The 20,568-nt window shown below is 58.8% G+C and carries 18 protein-coding genes and 2 pseudogenes; 8 read left to right on the top strand and 12 right to left on the bottom strand.

The window, feature by feature from the left end:
• Positions 1 to 7: 7 nt before the first annotated feature.
• The 3 genes from AC0V60_RS09810 to AC0V60_RS09800 are packed head-to-tail and all read right to left on the bottom strand — an operon-like array spanning position 8 to position 3,130.
• On the bottom strand, positions 8 to 1,105 hold the full coding sequence (locus AC0V60_RS09810) for an acyl-CoA dehydrogenase family protein (RefSeq protein WP_486178286.1): 1,098 nt from the start codon (positions 1,103 to 1,105) through the stop codon (positions 8 to 10).
• A 5-nt stretch (positions 1,106 to 1,110) separates the two neighbouring features.
• The gene (locus tag AC0V60_RS09805; protein WP_486178285.1) at positions 1,111 to 2,319 is read right to left on the bottom strand and encodes an acyl-CoA dehydrogenase family protein; all 1,209 of its coding nucleotides are present in this window, start codon (positions 2,317 to 2,319) and stop codon (positions 1,111 to 1,113) included.
• Positions 2,320 to 2,335: 16 nt separating this feature from the next.
• Positions 2,336 to 3,130, bottom strand: coding sequence for an SDR family oxidoreductase (locus tag AC0V60_RS09800; protein ID WP_486178284.1), 795 nt, complete (start codon positions 3,128 to 3,130; stop codon positions 2,336 to 2,338).
• A gap of 101 nt (positions 3,131 to 3,231) precedes the next feature.
• Between AC0V60_RS09800 and AC0V60_RS09795 the strand changes: the two genes are divergently transcribed.
• From AC0V60_RS09795 to AC0V60_RS09780, 4 genes are all read left to right on the top strand, one after another.
• Positions 3,232 to 3,795 carry a TMEM165/GDT1 family protein gene (locus tag AC0V60_RS09795; protein WP_486178283.1) on the top strand — a complete coding sequence of 188 codons (564 nt, stop codon included), beginning with the start codon at positions 3,232 to 3,234 and terminating at the stop codon, positions 3,793 to 3,795.
• A 132-nt stretch (positions 3,796 to 3,927) separates the two neighbouring features.
• Complete coding sequence (locus AC0V60_RS09790) at positions 3,928 to 4,389, top strand: Dps family protein (protein ID WP_486178282.1); 462 nt, start codon at positions 3,928 to 3,930, stop codon at positions 4,387 to 4,389.
• Positions 4,390 to 4,478: 89 nt separating this feature from the next.
• A complete protein-coding gene (locus tag AC0V60_RS09785) occupies positions 4,479 to 5,099 on the top strand; it encodes a 6-phosphogluconolactonase (RefSeq protein WP_486178281.1) in 621 nt (206 codons plus the stop codon).
• Between the two features lie 168 nt (positions 5,100 to 5,267).
• A complete protein-coding gene (locus AC0V60_RS09780) occupies positions 5,268 to 5,600 on the top strand; it encodes an NUDIX domain-containing protein (RefSeq protein ID WP_486178280.1) in 333 nt (110 codons plus the stop codon).
• Here the strand turns inward: AC0V60_RS09780 and dinB are convergent.
• Positions 5,582 to 6,705: pseudogene (gene dinB / locus AC0V60_RS09775) on the bottom strand (DNA polymerase IV). The gene AC0V60_RS09780 and the pseudogene dinB sit on opposite strands and share 19 nt — an antisense overlap.
• 103 nt (positions 6,706 to 6,808) lie before the next feature.
• Between dinB and AC0V60_RS09770 the strand changes: the two are divergent.
• On the top strand, positions 6,809 to 8,074 hold the full coding sequence (locus AC0V60_RS09770) for a multidrug effflux MFS transporter (protein ID WP_486178279.1): 1,266 nt from the start codon (positions 6,809 to 6,811) through the stop codon (positions 8,072 to 8,074).
• Between the two features lie 3 nt (positions 8,075 to 8,077).
• Here AC0V60_RS09770 and AC0V60_RS09765 read toward each other — a convergent pair.
• The 8 genes and pseudogenes from AC0V60_RS09765 to crtY form a co-directional block, all read right to left on the bottom strand.
• Positions 8,078 to 9,627: pseudogene (locus AC0V60_RS09765) on the bottom strand (acyl-CoA carboxylase subunit beta).
• A 209-nt stretch (positions 9,628 to 9,836) separates the two neighbouring features.
• The gene (locus AC0V60_RS09760) at positions 9,837 to 11,732 is read right to left on the bottom strand and encodes an acetyl/propionyl/methylcrotonyl-CoA carboxylase subunit alpha (protein ID WP_486178278.1); all 1,896 of its coding nucleotides are present in this window, start codon (positions 11,730 to 11,732) and stop codon (positions 9,837 to 9,839) included.
• Entirely contained in the window at positions 11,729 to 12,223 is a 495-nt protein-coding gene (locus AC0V60_RS09755) for a hypothetical protein (RefSeq protein ID WP_486178277.1), read from the bottom strand. Before AC0V60_RS09755 ends, AC0V60_RS09760 begins: the two co-directional genes overlap by 4 nt.
• 194 nt (positions 12,224 to 12,417) lie before the next feature.
• Positions 12,418 to 13,368: a phytoene/squalene synthase family protein gene (locus AC0V60_RS09750; RefSeq protein ID WP_486178276.1), complete on the bottom strand. Its 951-nt coding sequence runs from the start codon at positions 13,366 to 13,368 to the stop codon at positions 12,418 to 12,420.
• Positions 13,369 to 13,498: 130 nt separating this feature from the next.
• Positions 13,499 to 14,080 carry an LOG family protein gene (locus AC0V60_RS09745; RefSeq protein WP_486179479.1) on the bottom strand — a complete coding sequence of 194 codons (582 nt, stop codon included), beginning with the start codon at positions 14,078 to 14,080 and terminating at the stop codon, positions 13,499 to 13,501.
• 8 nt (positions 14,081 to 14,088) lie between these two features.
• Positions 14,089 to 14,460 carry an endonuclease domain-containing protein gene (locus AC0V60_RS09740; RefSeq protein WP_486179478.1) on the bottom strand — a complete coding sequence of 124 codons (372 nt, stop codon included), beginning with the start codon at positions 14,458 to 14,460 and terminating at the stop codon, positions 14,089 to 14,091.
• Positions 14,461 to 14,571: 111 nt separating this feature from the next.
• A complete protein-coding gene (locus AC0V60_RS09735; protein WP_486178275.1) occupies positions 14,572 to 16,140 on the bottom strand; it encodes a phytoene desaturase in 1,569 nt (522 codons plus the stop codon).
• An 82-nt stretch (positions 16,141 to 16,222) separates the two neighbouring features.
• On the bottom strand, positions 16,223 to 17,425 hold the full coding sequence (gene crtY, locus AC0V60_RS09730) for a lycopene beta-cyclase CrtY (protein WP_486178274.1): 1,203 nt from the start codon (positions 17,423 to 17,425) through the stop codon (positions 16,223 to 16,225).
• Positions 17,426 to 17,527: 102 nt separating this feature from the next.
• Between crtY and AC0V60_RS09725 the strand changes: the two genes are divergently transcribed.
• From AC0V60_RS09725 to AC0V60_RS09715, 3 genes are all read left to right on the top strand, one after another.
• Positions 17,528 to 18,121: a DUF2585 domain-containing protein gene (locus AC0V60_RS09725; protein ID WP_486178273.1), complete on the top strand. Its 594-nt coding sequence runs from the start codon at positions 17,528 to 17,530 to the stop codon at positions 18,119 to 18,121.
• Positions 18,122 to 18,260: 139 nt separating this feature from the next.
• On the top strand, positions 18,261 to 19,511 hold the full coding sequence (locus AC0V60_RS09720; RefSeq protein WP_486178272.1) for a metal-dependent hydrolase family protein: 1,251 nt from the start codon (positions 18,261 to 18,263) through the stop codon (positions 19,509 to 19,511).
• An 83-nt stretch (positions 19,512 to 19,594) separates the two neighbouring features.
• Positions 19,595 to 20,518, top strand: a complete 924-nt coding sequence (locus AC0V60_RS09715) for an MBL fold metallo-hydrolase (protein ID WP_486178271.1) — start codon at positions 19,595 to 19,597, stop codon at positions 20,516 to 20,518.
• Positions 20,519 to 20,568 lie beyond the last annotated feature (50 nt).

The following is a 20,568-nucleotide window of genomic DNA, read 5'->3' as shown; positions in this document are numbered from 1 at the left end:
TGCGTCATCACGCCAACTGCCCCACTTTGCGCAGGTGGTATTGGTATCCGCCAAGGCTCGCATCGAAGGCGAGGATGCGCTTGTGGTAATGGCTGACGCTGAGCTCATCGGTCATGCCGACCCCGCCGTGCGTTTGGATCGCGGCCTCACCAATCTCGCGGCCGAGCTTGCCCATTTGCCCCTTGAGCGTTGCGATATCGCGCGGGGTAGCGAGGCCTGAATTGGCGAGCGCGGTGGTGTAGGTGAAGGTTGAAAGCGCCTTGGTGTAGGCGATTTTCATATCGGCAAGGCGGTGCGCGACCACTTGGAACATGCCAATAGGCTGGCCGAATTGCTTCCTTGTCATGGCGTATTCGCTGGTAAGGGTAAGCAGCGCCTTCATCGCGCCAAGGCACTCCGCAGCCCCGATGATGATGGCCTTTGCAAGGATCGTCTCAATCGCCTCGCCCGCGTCTTCGAGCAGCACCTGAGCAGGCACTTGGTCGAACGCGGTGGTCGCAGCGGCGCGTCCGTCGATGGTCTTGTAAGGGCGAGTGGTGAGCCCGCTTGCGTCCTTTTCGGCGAGGTAGAATCCAAGTGTGCCCGTATCCGCCCCCCGCGCGACTACAATCAACGCATCAGCAGCATCTCCTGCAATCACAAGGCGCTTCTCGCCGGTGAGCATTGCGCTATCACCACTGACTTGAGCGGTCGCCGAAACCTGCTCTGGTGTCGCGGTCCCATTGCCCTCTTCATAGGCAAAGGCGAGGGTTGCCTCGCCGCTGGCAAGTTTCTCAATCCATTCGAGCGCCAATGGAGTGCCGCTCGCGGCCAAAGCACCGCCTGCAAGAACGGTCGAGGCCACATAAGGCTCAACCACCAAATGCTCACCAAAGGTGCCCGCAAAGGCCACGCAATCGGCAATTGATCCGCCAAGCCCGCCGTGCTCCTCGCTAAAGGGCAGCATGGTAAGACCAAGCTCTGCAAACTGCGCCCAAACCTCCGCCGACCATGGCGCATCAGAGGCGACCAGCGCTTGACGCGTCTCGAAATCGTAACTGCGTTCTAAAAGTTTTGCGACGCTTGTCCGCAGCATGTCTTGTTCTTGGCTGAAGCTGAAATCCATATCGTTTAGGCTCCTGCCGCAAGACTGCGCGAGATAAGGTCACGCTGGACCTCGTTTGAGCCCGCATAAATCGAGGCCGCGCGGCTGTTTAGATAGAGCGGCATGGAGATGAGGTCGAATTCGCTCCCCTGCGGCTCGACGTTGGAACCCACCCGCAACGCCTCCAACTGACGCGCAAGTCCGCCCACGCCCGACACTTTGCTCATCAGCGTTGAGGCGCGCTGTAGAAGCTCAGAATTGATCGTCTTGTTGAGCGATGGGTAGGCCGGATCATTGGCAATTTCGTGCCCGCTGATCGCAAGCTTCTCCATATGACCAAGGCTCGCAACATCGGCGTGAAGTTCGCCAAACTCGCTTTGAAACACTGGGTCGTCCGCTAGAATTCCTCCGAAAGGTGAGGGGGTCTTTGCCGCCGCATCCTTTGCCCGGTCGAGATAATGAACCAGTGTCGGGGACGCCGCAGAGCCGCCGCGCTCATGCTTCAACAGATGCTTTGCAACGCTCCATCCATCGTTCTCCGCTCCCACGCGGCCCGATTGGGGAACGCGGCAGTCCTCGAAGAACACCTCGCACTGCTCAGGGAAGCCATCGAGCCCGTAAATGGGGCGGATTTCCATTCCGGGATAATCCACCCGGTCGAGAAGGAGGAAGGTGATCCCTTGCTGTTTCTTGCCCGAATTGTCGGTCCGCACCAGCATAAACATGCGGTTGGCGTGGTGCGCGTAAGTGGTCCAGATTTTGGAGCCGTTGATGATGTAGTCATCACCATCAGGCTCGGCCCGGCATTGGAGCGAGGCGAGGTCAGAACCGGACCCCGGCTCGGAATACCCCTGCGCCCAGAAATCATAGCCGGCGAGAATTGGCGGGAGATACTTCGCCTTCTGCTCCTCGGTTCCAATGTCGATCAAAAGAGGCCCCACCATGCCAAGACTTTGCGGGAGGAGTGGGGGAAGATCGGCCTTCCGGTATTCCTCGGCAAAGATGAAACGCTGCTCCACGCTCCACCCGGTGCCGCCATGCTCGACCGGCCAATGCGGCGCTGACCACCCCTTTTTGGCGAGGATTTGGTGCCATTCCATGCATTGGTCGAAGGGTGCGAAGACACTCGTGGTCTTGCGCCCAGCCTCGCGGATTGCAGGCGTAGGGGCGGCAGCGAAAAACTCGGCGACTTCGGCGCGGAAGGCTTCGAGTTCGGGTGAAAACTCAACGTTCATTTGACGATCTCTCAGCTTATTTTGGCGGCATCCGGATTGCGCCATCAAGGCGGAATTGGTGGCCGTTGATATAGGAATTGCCCGCAATTTCGCAGATCAGCGAGGCAAATTCCTCAGGCTCGCCCAAGCGTTTTGGGAAGGACACGCTGGCGTTCAATTGGTCCCACATTTGCGGATTGCGGTCCTTCATGCCCAGCATAAGCGGGGTCGCAAAAATCCCCGGCATGACCGAGTTCACGCGGATGCCGAGGTCCATCAAATCGCGCGCCATCGGAAGGACAAGGCCGTTCACACCCGACTTGCACGAGCCGTAAATCACCTGGCCGATTTGGCCGTCTTGCGCCGCCACACTGGCGGTCAACGTAATCGACCCGCGCTCACCGTCATCATTTACCGGATCGCTGTTCGCCATACCGAGCGCCGAGATGCTCGCGACCCTAAAGCTCGCGACCAGAATACCCTCAGCGCCAAAGGCATAATCCTCGGTGGGAAGGCGCTTGAAACCGCCTGTGGTCTTGTCAAAACCGATGGTCTTGCCGCGCTTTGATGCCATAGCGCAGTGGACGGTGACGCGCTCTTGCCCATTGGCTGCGCGTGCAGCGGCAAAGCCTGCCTCCACGCTTTCCTCGCTCATAATATCGACATGGTGGAAGGTGCCGCCAATTGCCTTGGCGTGCTCTTCGCCGTCTTCGTCATTGATATCGAAAATCGCGACTTTAAGCCCTTTTTCCGCCAGCGCTGCTGCGCTCGCCCGGCCAAGGCCCGACGCACCGCCGGTCACAACCGCGGCCATACCTTCTGTGAGTTTCATGATCTCTCCCGTTTTCTCTTGGAAGCCACGCTAACCCGGAATTTGACCGCGCGCCAGTCGCGCTTTGATGCAATTTAATTTTGTGCTGTTAGAGACGCTGTATGGACGCCTTTCTGCTTGCCTTGATCCTGACGTTTCTCATTGCGCTTGGCGGGCGCGAGCAGCTCATTATTGCTCAATTTTCCAGCGCCTTGGAGCGCAATGTTCCGCTGCTGATCATCGGGGTGATTTGCGCTATCGGCACTGCGACTGCGATGGCTTATGCTGGCTCCACCATGGCCGCAATCTTGCCTCGGCGCGCGGCGGAAATGCTGGTCGCTTTTGCCCTTATCGCAGGGGCCGTGGAGCTTGCATGGCCGGTCAAAGTAAAGCCCATGAAAGAGCCAACGCGCTCTTACGTTGCGATTGCCGCCGTGCTGGTGTTTCGCCAGATGCAGGACGCGGCACGCTTTGCAATCTTTGCGCTTGCCGCATGGGCGGTGTTCCCGACCACCGCGCTCATCGGAGGGGCTTTGGCAGGGAGTGCGGCGGTGGTTCTGGGATGGTCGCTGGGCGCGCAAACACTGCAAACACTGCCCCTGCGCACGGTCCGCTTCGTGCTTGCTTTTTGTATGTTTGTTGCAGGGATTGTGATCGGCTTGAATGCTCGTTTCGTGTTCCTGTGACCGATTTATACGATCACTGCGAATTGGTCTTTCTATCGGAAAAGACCTTTAAATCCATCGCTTAGCACCCATTTCTTGTTGTGAAGGCAGCCAGCTATACTGTTGGCCCGACAAAGCAAAAGGAGATAAGCGATGCTTGACCCTAACAACAATTCAACAACCCAAATGGTTGCAGAAATCAATGCTCTGTTGGCCGATCATTTCGCTCTCTATGTGAAGACCAAGAGCTTTCACTGGCATGTGACTGGCCCGCGTTTTCGCGACCTACACTTGTTATTTGACGAGCAGGCCATCCAGATCCGCGATGAGATCGACAAGATCGCTGAGCGCGCCCGCAAGATTGGCGGCGATACGCTGACATCCATCGGCTCTATCGCAGCGCACACCCAAATCGCAGATCAGGACAATGCAAACCTTTCGGCTGAGGAAATGCTCGCCGAGCTGTGCGATGACAACGCGAAATTGGTCACGCGCCTTAAAGCGATGAAAGAGACTGCCGAGGCCGCAGGCGACAACGCCACCGACGGCATGATTGACGATTGGACTGACGCTGCTGAAGAGCGCGTGTGGTTCCTGAAATCTACGCTGGGTTGATCCGGCACAGACACATGAAATCCTATTCATAAAGCATATGGGCCGTTTCCGTTTCGCGGGAAGCGGCCCTTTTGCTATGCGTAGATGGCATGGACAATGTGACACTTGTAAGCGGCCAAAGCGCCGGAGACATTGCCCGGTGGATTGCGGGTAAGCTGAGCGCTGCGCTCGCCGTTACACAGGGCGACATCGCGATCAGCGTACCGGGGGGCTCGACGCCTTTTCCAATATTCGAAGAGCTGGTGACGGCACCACTTGATTGGCCGCGCATTGCGGTGTGGCCGGGTGATGACCGGATCGTGCCAGAGGATCATGAAGCGTCGAATACAGGAAAGATCAGAGCGATCTTCGAACCGGTTGGTGTTCAAGTGGTGGCTCTCAGCGAAGAGGCCGAGCCTCCGCATTTCGCGCTGTGCTGGATGGGCATGGGCGGTGATGGACATATCGCCTCGCTTTTCCCGAACACGGACCCGCAGTTGGATGACACACAGCGTACGCGCCGCCTCACGCCGGACCCACTTCCACCCGAAGCGCCCTTCGACAGAATCACTTTGACCATCCCTGCATTGCTGAACAGTGCAGGGGTCATGTTTGTGATCCGGGGTGATGATAAGTTGGGCGTGTTCAAAGCCGCTATGGCAGGTGAGCACGATCTGCCCATTGCACGCCTGTTAGGGGCTGCGAAACAGCAGGTCACATGCTTCGCCTGATGGAGAAGATCGCGGGGGCGGTCCTGCCGCCTAAGCTGCACCGTTCGGCTTTGCAGGCCGCGCACAAGGTCCGCCATCGTTGGCGCAAATGGCGCAAAGTTCCGATTTGCGGGATCAGTGTGATCGTCACCAATGAAGCGGGCGAAGTGATGCTTTTGAAGCACTCTTATGGCCCGAGCGCACTGGGGCCTCCCAGCAGGCGGCATCACGGCGGGCGAGGATGCGGAGGATTGCGCTCGGCGCGAGCTTCGCGAGGAACTCAGCCTTGAGGTGGCCGAGCTGACGCCGCTGGGCGTTTTGAACGAGACGCTTTCAGGCTCTCCCCACACATCGCATCTGTTCACCGTCCAAGTCTCGCAAAGCCTCAAACCTGACGGACGGGAAATTCTGGAGGCGCGGTTCTTTGCACCCGATGCTTTGCCACAATCGCTCACCCGCGCCGTGCCTAAGCGATTGGCGATGTGGCGCGATTACAAGGCGTCTCACAGCAAGGAAAGCTGAGCGCTGTCTTCCTTGGGACTCTCCTCTTGGCCGTGATCAAGGTTGGACAAGGTGAGCCCCATCAAACGGATCGGCATGGGCAGGGGTAGCGCTTCTTCCAAAAGCTCGCGGGCAAGCATGGCCCATTCATCCTTTGTCTCGATCCAGTGCGTGGCCGATTTTGAGCGGGTCATATTTTTAAAGTCGTTGAATTTGACCTTTAAGGTCACCGTGCGTCCGCGCGCTTTTGTGCGCTCAATGCTGTCCCAGACATAGTCTATCGTATTTTCCAGCGTTTCGCGCAGCATGCTGCCGCTAGAGATATCCTCGCGAAAGGTGCGCTCCCCCCGACAGATTTTCTCACCCGGTGCGCGCGAACGGGCCGCAGGTCGATGCCGCGGGCCGCGCGGTAAAGATAGTCAGCAAAGCTCCCAAAGTTAGCGCGAAGGAAAGCAATATCCTTGGTCGCCAAGTCTGCGCCTGTTGCAATTCCGAACCGCTTCATCTTTTCCTCAGCCTTTGGGCCCACGCCGTGGAAGCGCCGGATCGGAAGCGAGGCCACAAAATCCGCGCCTTCACCCGGCCGGATCACGCACATGCCATCGGGCTTGTTCTGATCGCTCGCAATTTTGGCGAGGAACTTGTTGTAAGAGATGCCCGCGCTTGCGGTGAGCTTTGTCTTGGCGCGGATTTCCTGGCGAATGAGTTCTGCAATCCGCGTCGCGCTGCCGATACCAAGCCGGTCCTCGGTCACATCTAAATACGCCTCATCCAGGCTAAGCGGCTCCACATGCGGCGTATGGTGGTGAAAGATCGCGCGGATGATCCGGCTGGCCTCTTTATACGCGTCAAAGCGGTGACGAACGAAGATAAGGTCAGGGCACAGCCGTTTAGCCGTCACCGATGGCATCGCGCTCCGCACGCCAAACCGCCTCGCCTCATAGCTTGCCGCCGCGACAACCCCGCGTCCGCCGGAGCCGCCCACCGCGACGGGTTTGCCGCGCAGTTCCGGATCATCGCGCTGCTCAACGCTTGCAAAAAACGCGTCCATATCGACATGGATGATCTTCCTGAGACCTGCCGTTTCATCGGGCAATTCATCTTCGTTTTGAGCATCGCCAGCCATCAACGCCAAACTAGTGACTTTCCCCGCCAGAGGAAAGGGCAGGGCTGGTGCAGCGTTGAGCCAAGCGCAAGCCGGCCCATTTCAAACCTATGCGCAACAAATTGTGGCCAATCTTAACGCTAACGTGCACAGCCGCACGATGCCTGCGTCCCTTCACCCAAACACTGAGCGAAAACCGCTGGGACAGCGCGAATTGATCGTGCTGATGGCGATGTTGATGAGCCTTCAGGCGTTTGGCATTGACGCGATGTTGCCAGCGCTTGGCGATATTGCGCGCGATCTGTCAGCGGTAGGCAATGACCGCCAGCTTGTGATCGGGATTTATTTTCTTGGCGCAGGGATCGGGGCACTTTTTCCGGGGGCATTGGCCGACAGGTTCGGACGCCGACCCATCCTGTTCATCTCGCTTGCGACCTATATTGTCTTTTCGCTCGCCTGCATGTTTGTGACCGATTTTCAAAGCCTTTTGATGATACGCTTTGCGCAGGGGCTCTGCACTGCGGGCCTTAGCGTGCTTCCCGCCGCCATCGTGCGCGACCGGGTGGGCGGCGATCAAATGGCAAAGCTGATGAGCCTCATCATGATGACCTTTTTGGTCGTGCCTCTCATTGCGCCAGCTATTGGACAATTGATCCAGATGGTGGCCGGGTGGAAGGCGATTTTCGGCTTTATGGCAATTATGGGCATTGGCGTCGGGGCCTGGGCCTATTTCCGCATGCCGGAAACATTGACGCCTGAAAACGCGCAAGCCATCAACCCCGGAACGATCGCGCGCAACATGGCTGAGGCGCTCTCCAACCGAAGCGCTATTGGCTATGTCATCGGTTCTGCCCTTGTGTTCGGGTCGCTGTTCGGCTTCCTCAATTCCTCCCAGCAATTGATCGCTGAGAGCTTTGGCATGGGCGACTATTTCGCCATTATCTTTGGCGGCTGTGTGCTGGGCATGGTGCTTGCCAACTTCCTCAACTCGCGCATCGTTGAACGCTTCGGTGCACGGAGGGTCAGTCAAACCGCGCTCTTCGCCTTCATTGTCTCGGCCAGCCTTCAGATGTGGTCAGCGAGCGACGGGCAGCAGGCCTTATGGGAATTTCTGCCGCTTCTGAGCATCAACATGGCGATGCTGGGTTTTGTCGGCGCGAACTTTGGCTCTATCGCGATGCAGCCTTTTTACCATATCGCAGGGGCGGCAAGCTCGATCCACACCGCTTTGCGCATGACCGCAGGGGGCGCACTGGGCGCGGTGATTGGCGCCTACTATGACGGCACCGCTTTTCCATTGGCGACAGCGATGGTACTGTGCTCGCTCACAACGGTTTGCTTTGTTCTTTTCAGCGAAAAGGGCAAGCTGTTCACTCGCCCCAATGGGTAGTGCTTAGCTATCCGCCTTAAGCCGCCGCCAAGCAAGGTCCGCAAATTCGCACAGCAAGGGCCGCGTGTCGCGCGGGTCGATGATATCCTCGACGTTGAAAAGCTCGGCTGAGCGGAAGGGCGATGTGACATTACTGAGGCGCTCTTTGATCTTGGCAAGCTCTGCCTCGGGATCATCGGACGCCGCGATTTCCGACTTATACGCGACCTCCAATCCGCCCGCGATAGGCAGGCTGCCCCAATCACCCGATGGCCAGCAATAGCGATATTGGTAAAGGTCTGCATTGCTCATGGCGCTGCCCGCAATACCGTAAGCGCGGCGCAGCACGACGCTCGCAAGCGGTACGGCGGCGCGGTAGATCGCGTTCATCGCTTGCACACCGTAGCGGATCGTCCCCGCCTCTTCCGCCTCGCGCCCGATCATAAAGCCGGGGTTATCAACCAGATGCACAATCGGCAGGCGGAATTGGTCGGCGAGTTTGACGAAGCGTTCGACCTTTTCGGAAGTTTTCGCCTCCCATGATCCGCCCAGGTAGCTCGGATCGCTCGCAAGCACCGCGACGGGCCAACCATCGAGCCTGGCAAGCGCGGTGATCGCCGCGCGGCCCCAATTCTTGCCGATCTCAAACACAGTGCCTTTATCAAGGATCAAGTCCATCGCGCGGCGCATCGAATACACCTGCTTGTCATCGCGCGGGACGAGGGAGAGCAGCGCCTCCTCGCGCCGGTCAACCAGGTCCGTGGGTTCAGCGCGCCGGGCGTGTTGGCCGACGTGTTCTGGCATAAAGGAGAGGAAATAGCGCGCCCTTGCAAAGGCCTCTTCCTCGCTTGCGACCTCATCATCGACCACGCCATTGCGGGTGTGAATATCGACGCCGCCGAGTTCTTCCTTGGCCTGCTGGTGGTCCTGCGCGCTCTTATACGCCTCGCCCAAGCCATCGACCACGGCGGGGCCTGCTGCGAACAATTGGGAGAGCCCGCGCACCATGATCGAATAGTGGCTAGCCGCGATACGCGCTGCGCCAAGGCCAGCGGTCGGGCCAAGAGCCAGAGCCACCACGGGCACCGTATCGAGGTTCTTTACCGTATCGCCCCATCCCGGAACTGCCGGAATGTAAGTCGCGCCGATCTGCTCGAGCGTTTTGACCGAGCCGCCGCCGCCGGTGCCGTCGATCATCTTGATAATGGGGAGCTTTAGCTCATGCGCCATCTGCTCTGCCTGCACCATCTTGCGCTTGATGCCCGCATCCGCAGCGCCTCCGCGAATGGTGAAGTCATCTGCTGTGGCGACAACGGGGCGGCCGTTTACTGTGGCCTTGCCGAAGAGGAAGGGGGCGGGGGTGACACCTTGCAGATCACCGTTTTCGTCATAGCGGCCTTTGCCAGCGATCTTGCCGATTTCGCGGAAGGAGCCGGGGTCGCAAATGGCTTGGAGCCGAGCGCGCGCATCCATCTTGCCGCGCGAATGCTGGCGAGCGACCTTGTCCGCTCCCCCATTTCTTCGGCGAGAGCCTCTCGTGCACGCAGTTCTTCTAGTTCCTTGGCCCAGCTCAACCTACTCTCCCGTCATGCTGAACTTGTTTCAGCATCCATCCTTCGTCCTCGTGCTGAGGTGCATGGGGCGAAATGGACCCTGAAACAAGTTCAGGGTGACGAAAATGGATAGGCAGAGAGCAAACATCCCACCCCGCTGCGACTAAGCCTCGCCTTCGGTTTGGCAAGTCTCGCTCCCCTCCCGCTTGCGGGAGGGGTTGGGGGTGGGCCTATTCCGACGACCCCACCACAGCTGGCTCCACCACACAAAGCACCGCTTCAACCTGCACCTGCCCGCCTGTCGAGGCCGCGAGGCCCGTCACCGTCCCGTCAAAGGGGGCGGTGAGAGCATGCTCCATCTTCATCGCCTCCAAGACCATCAGCCGCTGCCCAGCGGTGACTTGGTCGCCCTCGGCCACGTCCACAGCGATGACCTTGCCCGGCATGGGTGCGAGGATTGCTCCGTCGGCGGCGGAGGCGGAGCCGGTGCCTCTTTTGTGATCCAGTGAAACCGCGAAAGTGTCAGCGCGATAGCTTACTAGAGCAACATCAGGAGCAGCGAGCGACGAGAAGCTGTGGTCAGAACGCTCATAGTCAGGCTCGGCCGAGTATGTTTCCTTGCCGGAACGCATACGGACAACTCGGTTGAGCGGTGCATTCAAACGAAAACCGGAGAGCGCGCGCCGACCATCCTCTTGGTATTGGTCGAGAAGCTCGATTGCGGCTCGACTGAGCATCTCTTTGATGGGTTTTGACATCGGTTTCAGATCAGAATCATGATCAGAAATGAACGAGGTTGTAAGGTCAGCAGCTGCAAATGCCGCATGCGTTACCAGATCGAACAAGAACCCCGCGTTCGATTTAACAGGCCAAACAGCTACTCCCTCCAGCGCAGTTCCAAGCTCGAAGATTGCCTCGTCTCGTGTCGCCGCATGAGAGATGACTTTGGCAATCATCGGATCATAGAAAGGTGAAACCGCAGAGCCACGTTTGATCCCTGTATCGACCCGTATGTTCTCTGTTTCATCTGGTAGATGGCACTGCTCAAGCGTCCCCGTCGAAGGAAGGAAACCAGCGGAAACATCCTCCGCATATAGCCGCGCTTCAATCGCCCAGCCGTTTATGGAGAGCTCTTCCTGCTTAAGCGGGATCGGCTCACCCGAAGCGACACGCAGCTGCCACTCCACCAAGTCTACGCCGGTGATCTCTTCGGTCACGGGGTGTTCGACCTGGAGCCTGGTGTTCATCTCCATAAAGAAGATTCGATCGGCTCGGAGCCCCTCGCTGGCGTCGGCGATGAATTCGATCGTTCCCGCGCCCTCATAGTCCACCGCTTTGGCAGCGCGCACGGCGGCTCCGCAGATTTCTGCGCGGGTGGCCTCGTCCATGCCGGGAGCTGGGGCCTCTTCGATCACCTTTTGGTGGCGGCGCTGCAAGCTGCAATCGCGTTCGAAAAGGTGGACGACGTTGCCGTGGCTATCGCCGAAGACCTGCACCTCGATATGGCGGGGTGAAGTGATCCACTTCTCCAGCAGCACCTCATCATTGCTAAAGCTCGCCTTGGCCTCGCGCTGGCAGCTTTCGAGCGAGGCTGCAAAATCGGCAGGATCATCGACCTTGCGCATCCCCTTACCGCCGCCCCCTGCAACGGCCTTGATCAGCACGGGATAGCCGATTTTCTTGGCCTCTACGGTGAGACGCTCCAGCGATTGGTCTTCGCCGAGATACCCCGGCGTCACCGGAACACCGGCGGCGATCATTCGCTCTTTCGCGGCATCTTTAAGGCCCATTGCCTCGATGCTTTCTGGCTTGGGACCGACCCAGATGAGCCCCGCCTCAATCACGGCGCGCGCGAAGTCTGCGTTCTCTGAGAGAAAGCCATATCCGGGATGAATTGCCTCCGCGCCCGTCTCCTTGGCGGCGGCGATGATCTTTGCGCCCACAAGGTAGCTTTCAGCCGCAGGCGAGGGCCCAATATGCACCGCCTCATCGGCAGAGCGGGTATGCAGCGCCTTCGCATCCGCATCGGAATAGACCGCGACGGTTGCAATACCCATCTCGCGCGCAGTGCGCATGATCCGGCAAGCGATCTCGCCGCGATTGGCGATGAGGAGTTTTTTGATCATTGGGGCACTTGCTCATTTTCAAGGGCGGCTTCTCGCGCATCAATGGCGATGGTCTTCGCGTCGCAATAGAACCCATTTTCCATCGAAAAGCTCGTGTTGCCCACCTTCCAGCCTGTGCTCGTCTTCACCATCGAGAGTGAGTTGATCCCACAATGGCTGAACTCACCATCGGCGTAGAACTCATAAAAGCCCCAAACCTGCGCCATGTCGCCATCGACCAGCACATGTTTGATCCACATCTCTTCGCGGGTCTCGCGTGTCCCCTTGGCCCAACGTTCAAGAGGCTGGGAGACGGGAATGAAATCGACGCGTAGGTTTTCCGGGGCCATGCGGTTATGGACCGTAATCATAGCCTCGGGGATCATATGATTTGCAAGCGCGGTTTTGTCCGCATCGCCGATCGCGGCCATAAAGGCCTGCGCGGCGGAGCGCACCTGCACTTCGGGCTGGGCTACGTTTTCGGCGCTAATCGGGATTGGGTTGATAGCCATCAGGGCTACGGCGAATGTCAGAAGTCCTCTCATGGAGAACGGGACTAGCGCAACTTTATTACAATGGAAACCGCTTGCCGCATTCGTCATCCCGGACTTGATCCGGGATAACCCTTTTGGGGGCGCGAGGCCGATACGGTTATCCTGAAACGGGTTCAGGATGACGTTTCTTTGGCACTGATGACGTTTATGCATCAAGCCGGCCTAAAATCCTTGATGCCCCATGTGATCTCTCCGTCTGGGTGCTTCTCGCGGTTGATCGCGGCGGAGAGAAACGCGCGCACGCCGTAGGCTGCTTTCTCCCAGCGCGGCACAAAGGTGCGGCTGTTCCATGCCTCGGTGCCCCTTGTCCGCACCTTGCGGCCTATCGCGCCGTAAATGCGGGCGGCGGCGAGCACGGCCCAGCGGCTGCGGAAGGGAAGGCGTTCTGCGCCCACTCGCGCGGCGGCTTCGTGTTTTTCGACGAGGACTACAAGGCGCGCCGCCATTTCGGCTAGCTCCTCGCGGTGATGGGGTTTGGTGTGCTGGCCGGGCTCAATGTCTTGCTCGACCAGCCAGTTGATGGGGAGGTAACAGCGGCCTGCTGCGTCATCCTCGACAATATCGCGCGCGATGTTGGAGAGTTGGAAGGCCAGCCCCAGATCGTTCGCGCGGTCAAGCGTGTCTTGGTCCCCCGGATCAACGCCCATGACCACCGCCATCATCACGCCGACAGCGCCAGCGACGTGATAGCAATAACGCATCATATCGGCCTCTGAACGCGGCCTCCAATCATCGGCGTCGAGCGCAAATCCTGCGATGACGTCTTCGGCCATGGCGGGGGTGAGACCGCATTCCTCGGCCACCACGCCCAGAGCGTCAAACGCCGGGTCGCCTGTGGGCTTGCCCTCAAACGCTAGGGCCGTGAGGCGGCGGATATGGGCAAGGCGTTCGTTCAAATCGGATTGGTCGCCAAGCTCTCCGCCAAGCACTTGGTTGTCGGCAATATCATCGCATTGGCGGCACCAGGCATAGAGCAGCCATGCGCGCTCGCGGGTCTCGCTGTCGAACAATTGCGAGGCGGCGGAAAAGCTTTGCGAGCCGTGTTTGATCGTAGCCCGTGCATGGGCGACGAGTTCAGCGCGTCTTTCGGGGTCGATTGCCATCAGACAGCCCACCCCGCTGTGACTAACCTCGCCTTCGGCTCGCTAAGTCTCGCTCCCCTCCCGCAGGCGGGAGGGGCATTCCCTTCTTCTCCCCTCCCGCTTGCGGGAGGGGTTGGGGGTGGGCCCTGTCTCACAAGTCGTCCGCTTTCATCTGAAAGATGGGTTTGTGCGGCACGTAGCGGCTCATTTTGTCGATGAGATCACCGATGGTCTCTGAATGAACGAGGATGCCGGAGTGAACCTCTCGCACAAAGCCGACGTCGGCCATTTTGGCGTTGAATGCGATCAGTTCGTCGTAAAAGCCAAAGGCGTTGAGGAGCCCCACGGGGTCTGAATGATAGCCAAGCTGCGCCCAGCTCATCGCTTCCCACAGCTCATCCATGGTGCCAACGCCGCCGGGCAGGGTGACGAAGCCATCGGAGAGGTCGGTGAAGCGTTGTTTGCGTTCGTGCATGCCGGAGACAGCGATCAATTCGTCGCAATCGTGATTGGCAACTTCGGATTTGATCAGAGCATCAGGGATGACGCCGATGACTTCGCCGCCTGCGTCCTTAGCGCCCTTGGCGACCGCGCCCATAAGGCCGAGGCGGCCGCCTCCGTAAACGGTGCCAATACCGCGCTCAGCGAGAGCTTTACCCACGTCATAGGCAAGCTCGACATAGCGCGGGTCTTGGGGTGTGGCGGAGCCGCAATAGACAGCTAGGCGTTGAATGGGGCGTTTCATAGGTCCTCCCCATTCTGGGGAGGGGAACCAAGCGGAGCTTGGTGGAGGGGTACGTGCGCCAATGCGCTAACTCTCTCATCGCAAATCACGACAATACGCCTAACCACTGACGCCAAATCTTCAAGCACGAGTTTGGCTGGAATGCGCGTGGTCGCAATTCCTTGAGAGCGGAGAAAATGAGAACGCGCCCGATCCCTCGCAACCGCTGTTGCGCTGTCATGCGCGCGCCCATCGATCTCAATCGCCAACTTTGCCCTTGCGCAGAAGAAATCGAGCACATAGCGGCCAGCGGGATGCTGGCGTCGGAATTTGTGGCGTCCAGGGCGTTTGCGAAGGGCTTGCCACAACAGAACTTCGGGCAGCGTCATTTCGCGGCGTAGCATTCTCGCCCGTCTAACCGTCTGCTGTGGTCCTGTGATCATCGGGTGCCCCTCCACCACGCATTCTGCGCGGTCCCCCTCCCCGGTTCCGGGGAGGACTTACTTCACCGCCAAATCTTCAAGCATCAGCCCTGCCGTCGCCTTCGCGCTTCCCACCACGCCGGGGATGCCAGCGCCGGGGTGGGTGCCTGCTCCGACAAGGTAGAAGTTGTCGATCACATCGTCGCGGTTGTGGCCGCGCATATAGGCGCTTTGCCACAGGACCGGCTCGAGGCTGAACGCGCTGCCCATATGGGCGTTGAGGTCGGCCTGGAAATCCTTGGGTGCGTAGCTGAATTTGGTGACGATGCGGTCGTGGATATCAGGGATAAGGCGGCGGCCCACTTCATCGAGGATTGCCTTTTCAAACTTGGGCCCTTCGACGTCCCAATCAATCGGCATTTTGCCCATGTGAGCGACCGGCACGAGCGCATAAAATGTGCTCATGCCCTTTGGTGCCATCGAGGGGTCAGTGACGGTTGGGTGATGGAGATAGATCGAGAAATCCTGCGGCAGAACGCCGTGTTTATAGATGTCGTCGACAAGACCGTGATAGCGCGGGCCAAACAGGATTTGGTGATGCGCAATACCTGGCCATGTGCCTTCAAGGCCAAAGTGGACGACGAAGAGCGATGGTGAAAAGCTTTTGCGGGCAAGGGCCTTCGCTTGTTTCTTACCCCTGTCGGAGTGGCCCAGCAGGTCTTTGTATGAGTGCATGATATCCGCGTTGGAGGAGACCGCGTCAAAGCGCTGTTTCCAGCCCGACTTGGTCTCAACCTCGGTTGCCTTTGTACCAGCGGTGTGCACTTGCACCACCGGATCGCCCACGCGCATTGTGCCGCCAAGGCGTTCAAAATGACGCACCATACCCGCAATCAAACGGTTGGTCCCGCCGCGCGCCCACCAGACGCCGCCGTCTTTCTCAAGCTTATGGATCAGCGCGTAAATCGCGGATGTCTTCATCGGCGAGCCGCCAACCAGAAGCGTGTGGAAGCTGAAGGCTTCGCGCAGGCGCTCATCCTTGATGTAGCTTGAGACCATGTCGTAAACGCTGCGCCATGCGCGCTCTTTGACAAGGGCGGGAGCGGCTTTGAGCATGCTCTTGAAGTCGAGAAAGGGCACAGTGCCCAGCTTCACATAGCCCTCGTCATGGACGCGGGCGGAGTATTCGAGGAAGCGCTGATACCCGACCACATCGTCAGGGTTCAGCTTGGCGATTTCGGCGGCCAATTCTTCGTCATCGTTGGAATAGTCGAAGTTGGTGCCGTCGGGCCAGTTGAGGCGGTAGAAGGGGTGCACCTTCATCAGCTCAACATCCTCAGAAATGTCGTAGCCGGTCAGCTCCCACAGCTCTTTAAGACAAGGCGGGTCGGTGATGACCGTGGGGCCAGCATCAAAGGTGAAGCCGTCTTTCTCCCAGAAATACGCCCGGCCACCCGGCTTATCGCGCGCTTCGACGACGGTGGTGGCGATGCCATGCGATTGCAGGCGAAGAGCGAGCGCCATGCCGCCAAAGCCGGAGCCGATCACACAGGCGGTCTTTCCAGCGTATTTTTCAGCGATTACCGGATTGATGCCGCGTTCGCCGCTTATTGATGGCGCGAAATCTAATGTGGGATCGGCGTTCATGGCCTTGTTTCCTTTTGCAATTCTTCATGTGCCCCAGGTTCTAGGGCGGCCTGCGCTGTGCCCCTGTCAGACTTATCTGACTTCAGCGCGGGACCCGATTTGAACATGGCCGGGATGGCCTTGTGAATAGGTACGGGGGCTCCCCCCACAGGACGCGGACCTTGTCGAAGGTGTTGGACCGCGCGGCATAGAACCGCTCGATCAACCCTTCGCGAAGTTTGTAAAAGCGTTGGAACACCTGCACGCGCTTCTCTGGCTTGGCCGCGAAGAAGAGGAAACGCGCCAAGAGCCTGTAGTATCCTGTCTTTGCCCAATGCCGCCGCGCGCGGGCGTCAAAAAAGGCGGCAAGCTGCTCGCCGGAAAGGTCGGCTTCCTCCGCTATCGCGAGCGCATTTTCGACCGCTGCGCACATGGTGTAGCTGGTCAGCGGATGGGTGAAGCCGCCGCGCGCGCCCGCAATCGCAACGCCGGGAATGCGCACCTCGTCCTGATAAGCGGCAAAATCGCCCCCGGTGAGGACGGGCAAAACGCCTGCTTCGTGTCCGACTGGAAGGCCATCGGTCCACCCTTGCGCTCTTGCATATTGGTCGATCCGGCCAGACAGAGCGTTGCGGTCAAGCAGCGGGTCATCGGCGTAATATGTGTCTTCGATAAAGACATCGTGGACGCCCAATGGCAGCACATAAACGAACCGGTACGAGCCGCCATTGCCGTGCGGCGCGAGCTGATCAACGGTTGCGTCCATAATGACAGGGCGCTCCACCGCGTGCGGTTTGTCGAGCCGCATATGGCGGCCAAGAAAGACCTGCCAGCCGCCTTTCAAATGCTTGCTCGGCTTGAAACTGCGGCAGTCGATGACGCTTCGAGCATTAATGCGGGTCGCGGGTTCGTATTGCGAGGGGGCGAGGTCTACCCCGCGCGCGTCCAAAGTGACGGCCTTGCGGCCCAGGACTACCGAGCCTTCAGGCAACTCGCGTACAATGCCCTCATGGAAATCAGAAGAGGCCATAGAGCGATAGGCGGTTGTCAGCTTGCGGCGATATTTGGGAAATTTGACCTCATAGCCATCCTCCCAATCAGTCTGGCGAAAGGCCGAAACGAGCGCGCGGCCTTCGTCGGAAAGGTCGCTGTCAAACCAGCTCCAGCGGTGATTGCCGCCGATGGTTCGGCCTGCCTCGATTACACGGATACGAAATTCCGGGCGGGCACGTTGAAGCGCAAGCGCAATCAATCCGCCTGCAAGGCCTCCGCCTACAACCACGCAATCCACTTGTGAGTCGGTCATCTATGTCAACGCCCTAGGCGCTGCGAAGTGTCGGAGCAATGTTACAGTGCGGTGAGACGATGAAACTTGCGTCTTTTGCGCCTTTGATTCAGAAAGTTGCACATGGCACTCCTGAAACCGTCCCGTCAGACGATCATCGTCTCCATCATCATCACCGCTGCAACGGTTGGAATACTGCTCGCGATGGGACGCCCGCCGATTTGCGAGTGCGGCTATGTGAAGCTGTGGCATGGCGACATTAATTCGATGGGCAACAGTCAGCATATCGCGGATTGGTACACGCCCAGCCACATCATCCATGGCCCGATTTTCTATGCGCTCGGCTGGTTGCTGTTCGCGAAATGGAAGGTCGGCGGGGAGAAAGCGGTGCATTGGGGCCTGCCATTAGCGGTGCTTTTAGAGGCCACGTGGGAAGTGCTTGAGAACACCCAAATGGTGATCGACCGTTTCCGCTCTGTCACCGCCAATTGGGGTTATTCAGGCGACAGTGTGCTCAATTCCTTTGCCGATATCGGGTGGATGGCCTTTGGGTTTTACCTCGCTATGCGCTTGCCAGTGAAGGTGACGATTGTCGGGGCAATTGTGCTCGAAGTGCTGGCCGCATGGGTGGTGCGCGATGGGCTGACACTCACCGTTATCATGCTGCTCTTCCCGATTGATGCGATTGCTGAGTGGCAGGCCGCTGGCGCTTCTTAAAACGAGAGACACTCTTGCCAGAATTTCTCCCCCGCTCCATCACAGTGGGCAAAACAAACCAATATGAGGGACCTGAACCATGCGAACCGCCAACCCATTGCGAGTGATGTTGACATCCCTGGCTGCAACGCTGGCGCTTATGGCATCTCCAGCAATTGCGCAGGAGATCACGATAATCCGTGCAGGAAGCGTCATCACCGATGCGGATAGCGCGCCGACAGGTCCCAAGGTGATCGTGGTGGTGGACGGCAAAATCCAGTCTATCTACGATCCTGAAGCATCAGCCGTCGCCGAATGGGAGGCGCGCGGTGCAGAGCAGATTGACCTCACCGACAAAACCGTTCTTCCTGGCCTGATCGACCTGCACACGCACTTGTCCGGCGATCCCTCTGGCGAGTTTTGGCGCTCTGCCACAACGCCGCCTGAATATTCGACGCTGATTGCAGCCAAGAACGCGCGCATCACCGCTCTTGCAGGCTTCACCACCATTCGCGACCTTGGCAGCCGCACCGATCAAGTGACGCAATCCTTGCGCCGCGCGACGGCAGAAGGCGTCGTGCCAGGCCCCCGCGTTGTCACCTCTGGCCGCACTATCTCGATTGTTGGAGGGCACGGCGATGTCTCTGGTTTTACCCGCAATGTGAATGAACAGCTCGCCAGCGGCTTTGCCTGCACAGGCCCTGTTGAATGCGCGGAAAAGGTGCGCCAAGCATCGCAATATGGCGCGGACCTGATCAAAATCACGGCAACTGGCGGCGTTCTCTCACAGCAGGGACGCGGGCTTGAGGCGCATTTTACCAACCCAGAGATGGTCGCAATCGTTGAAACCGCGAGCAGCCTTGGCCTCAATGTTGCAGCCCACGCGCACGGCGCGCGCGGGATCGAAGACGCCGCACGGGCCGGTGTCCAAACCATCGAGCATGGCACCTATATCGACGAGGACGCTGCTGAAGCGATGAAGGCAAGCGGGACCTATCTGGTGCCCACTTTGATGGCGTTTGAAGGGATCAAAAAGGGCCTTGGCAAGGGCGTTTACACCCCCATCGTCGAAGAGAAAATCCGCGTCGTTGCAGCTTACGCTGACACCATTGTTGAACGCGCGATTGAATACGGCGTGCCAATTGCCTTTGGCACGGACGCGGGCGTCTTTCCGCACGGCGAGAACGCAGGCGAATTTGCACTGATGGTGAAGGGCGGGCTGACCAATCAGCAGGCATTGGCAAGCGCCACGACAATTGCCGCAGGCGTGCTGGGTCTTGAAGACGAGATCGGTCAGCTCAAGGCGGGCTTTTCCGCAGACATCATCGCGGTGGACGGCAATCCGCTGGCCGATGTGAGCGTGCTGGAGGACGTTGATTTCGTAATGGTGCGCGGCCAAATCATTGAGTGATGCATCATTGAGTGATGCATCATTGAATGACGCATCATTTAATGATCAGGGCCGCGTTTCAGCCAAGCAATAAGGAGACGCTCATGAGCAGTCCGCACGCAGCTTTTAATGGCAGAGCTCTTTGCGCCCTTACCCTTGCCGCGCTTTTAACGGCTTGCGGTGCGGCTTTATCGGAAAATGCGCAGCCGGCTGGCAATGAAACGGGCGGTGCGGCAGCAAATCAGGCGACCTCGATCCTGAATGCAGGTGTTATGACCCAGCACGCAGGAGGAGGCGAGAAAGGCGGCGGCGGCAATGGGCTCAAGTTTCTGTTCGACCCGCTTTACGACGATCACTTCGGGTCACTGGAAGAGCTTACCCCTGACCTGATCGAAGCGATCATTTCAGGCGCTGCGCCCTATGACGGGGTGGATGCGGTGTTTGTAAGCCACGCACACGGCGACCACTTTTCTGTGTCTCAGCTCACCGCCATGCTCAGCGCTCAGCCTGAATTGACGCTTGTTGTACCATCGCAGGGGTTAGAGCGCCTTCGCGAAGGACCCGGTTGGCAGAACGGCTTCGAGCGCCGCGTCCACCCTATCGCGCTAGAAAATGGCGAGGCGAGCGCGCCGATTACCGTTGCCGGGGCCACTATTGATGCATTCCGCAGTCCTCATGCCGGGTGGCCTGATCGCCACGCCGATGTCCATAATATCACATATCGTGTGAGTGTACCGGGCGACGCTGGCACGGTGTCGCGAGTGATGCATTTGGGCGATGCCGATCCGGCGCCTGAACATTATGCCGCGCTCACATCCTTCCTGGAGGCCAAGCGCACCGGAGTTGCTTTCGTGCCCTTCTGGTTCACGAGCCGTGAGGATTTAGACACGGTGATCGGCGATGTCCTGAACGCGCAGGGCATGGTTGCGGTCCATGTCCCGGCGAAAGTGCCAGACCGCTTAAAAGAGGGCGAGTGGACCTATTTCAGCGAGGTAGGCGAGGTTGTAGAGATTCCATCGACCGAGTGACGCGGGTTGGGGAAATACGCATCACTCGGCCGTCTGAGATACCGGCAAAA

This window comes from Erythrobacter sp. S259 (assembly GCF_057364965.1).
This window is presented reverse-complemented; position numbering and strand designations above follow the sequence as displayed.

What these genes read in the sequence shown, in the direction of transcription:
- AC0V60_RS09725 (WP_486178273.1), top strand. Translation starts at nt 17,528, where the DNA reads ATGGCACTCCTGAAACCGTCCCGTCAGACGATCATCGTCTCCATCATC.
- AC0V60_RS09800 (WP_486178284.1), bottom strand. Translation starts at nt 3,130, where the DNA reads ATGAAACTCACAGAAGGTATGGCCGCGGTTGTGACCGGCGGTGCGTCG.
- AC0V60_RS09810 (WP_486178286.1), bottom strand. Translation starts at nt 1,105, where the DNA reads ATGGATTTCAGCTTCAGCCAAGAACAAGACATGCTGCGGACAAGCGTC.
- AC0V60_RS09780 (WP_486178280.1), top strand. Translation starts at nt 5,268, where the DNA reads ATGGCCCGAGCGCACTGGGGCCTCCCAGCAGGCGGCATCACGGCGGGC.
- AC0V60_RS09750 (WP_486178276.1), bottom strand. Translation starts at nt 13,368, where the DNA reads ATGGCAATCGACCCCGAAAGACGCGCTGAACTCGTCGCCCATGCACGG.
- AC0V60_RS09720 (WP_486178272.1), top strand. Translation starts at nt 18,261, where the DNA reads ATGGCATCTCCAGCAATTGCGCAGGAGATCACGATAATCCGTGCAGGA.
- AC0V60_RS09790 (WP_486178282.1), top strand. Translation starts at nt 3,928, where the DNA reads ATGCTTGACCCTAACAACAATTCAACAACCCAAATGGTTGCAGAAATC.
- AC0V60_RS09785 (WP_486178281.1), top strand. Translation starts at nt 4,479, where the DNA reads ATGGACAATGTGACACTTGTAAGCGGCCAAAGCGCCGGAGACATTGCC.
- AC0V60_RS09740 (WP_486179478.1), bottom strand. Translation starts at nt 14,460, where the DNA reads ATGACGCTGCCCGAAGTTCTGTTGTGGCAAGCCCTTCGCAAACGCCCT.
- AC0V60_RS09715 (WP_486178271.1), top strand. Translation starts at nt 19,595, where the DNA reads ATGAGCAGTCCGCACGCAGCTTTTAATGGCAGAGCTCTTTGCGCCCTT.
- AC0V60_RS09805 (WP_486178285.1), bottom strand. Translation starts at nt 2,319, where the DNA reads ATGAACGTTGAGTTTTCACCCGAACTCGAAGCCTTCCGCGCCGAAGTC.
- AC0V60_RS09760 (WP_486178278.1), bottom strand. Translation starts at nt 11,732, where the DNA reads ATGATCAAAAAACTCCTCATCGCCAATCGCGGCGAGATCGCTTGCCGG.
- AC0V60_RS09755 (WP_486178277.1), bottom strand. Translation starts at nt 12,223, where the DNA reads ATGGCTATCAACCCAATCCCGATTAGCGCCGAAAACGTAGCCCAGCCC.
- crtY (WP_486178274.1), bottom strand. Translation starts at nt 17,425, where the DNA reads ATGACCGACTCACAAGTGGATTGCGTGGTTGTAGGCGGAGGCCTTGCA.
- AC0V60_RS09735 (WP_486178275.1), bottom strand. Translation starts at nt 16,140, where the DNA reads ATGAACGCCGATCCCACATTAGATTTCGCGCCATCAATAAGCGGCGAA.
- AC0V60_RS09795 (WP_486178283.1), top strand. Translation starts at nt 3,232, where the DNA reads ATGGACGCCTTTCTGCTTGCCTTGATCCTGACGTTTCTCATTGCGCTT.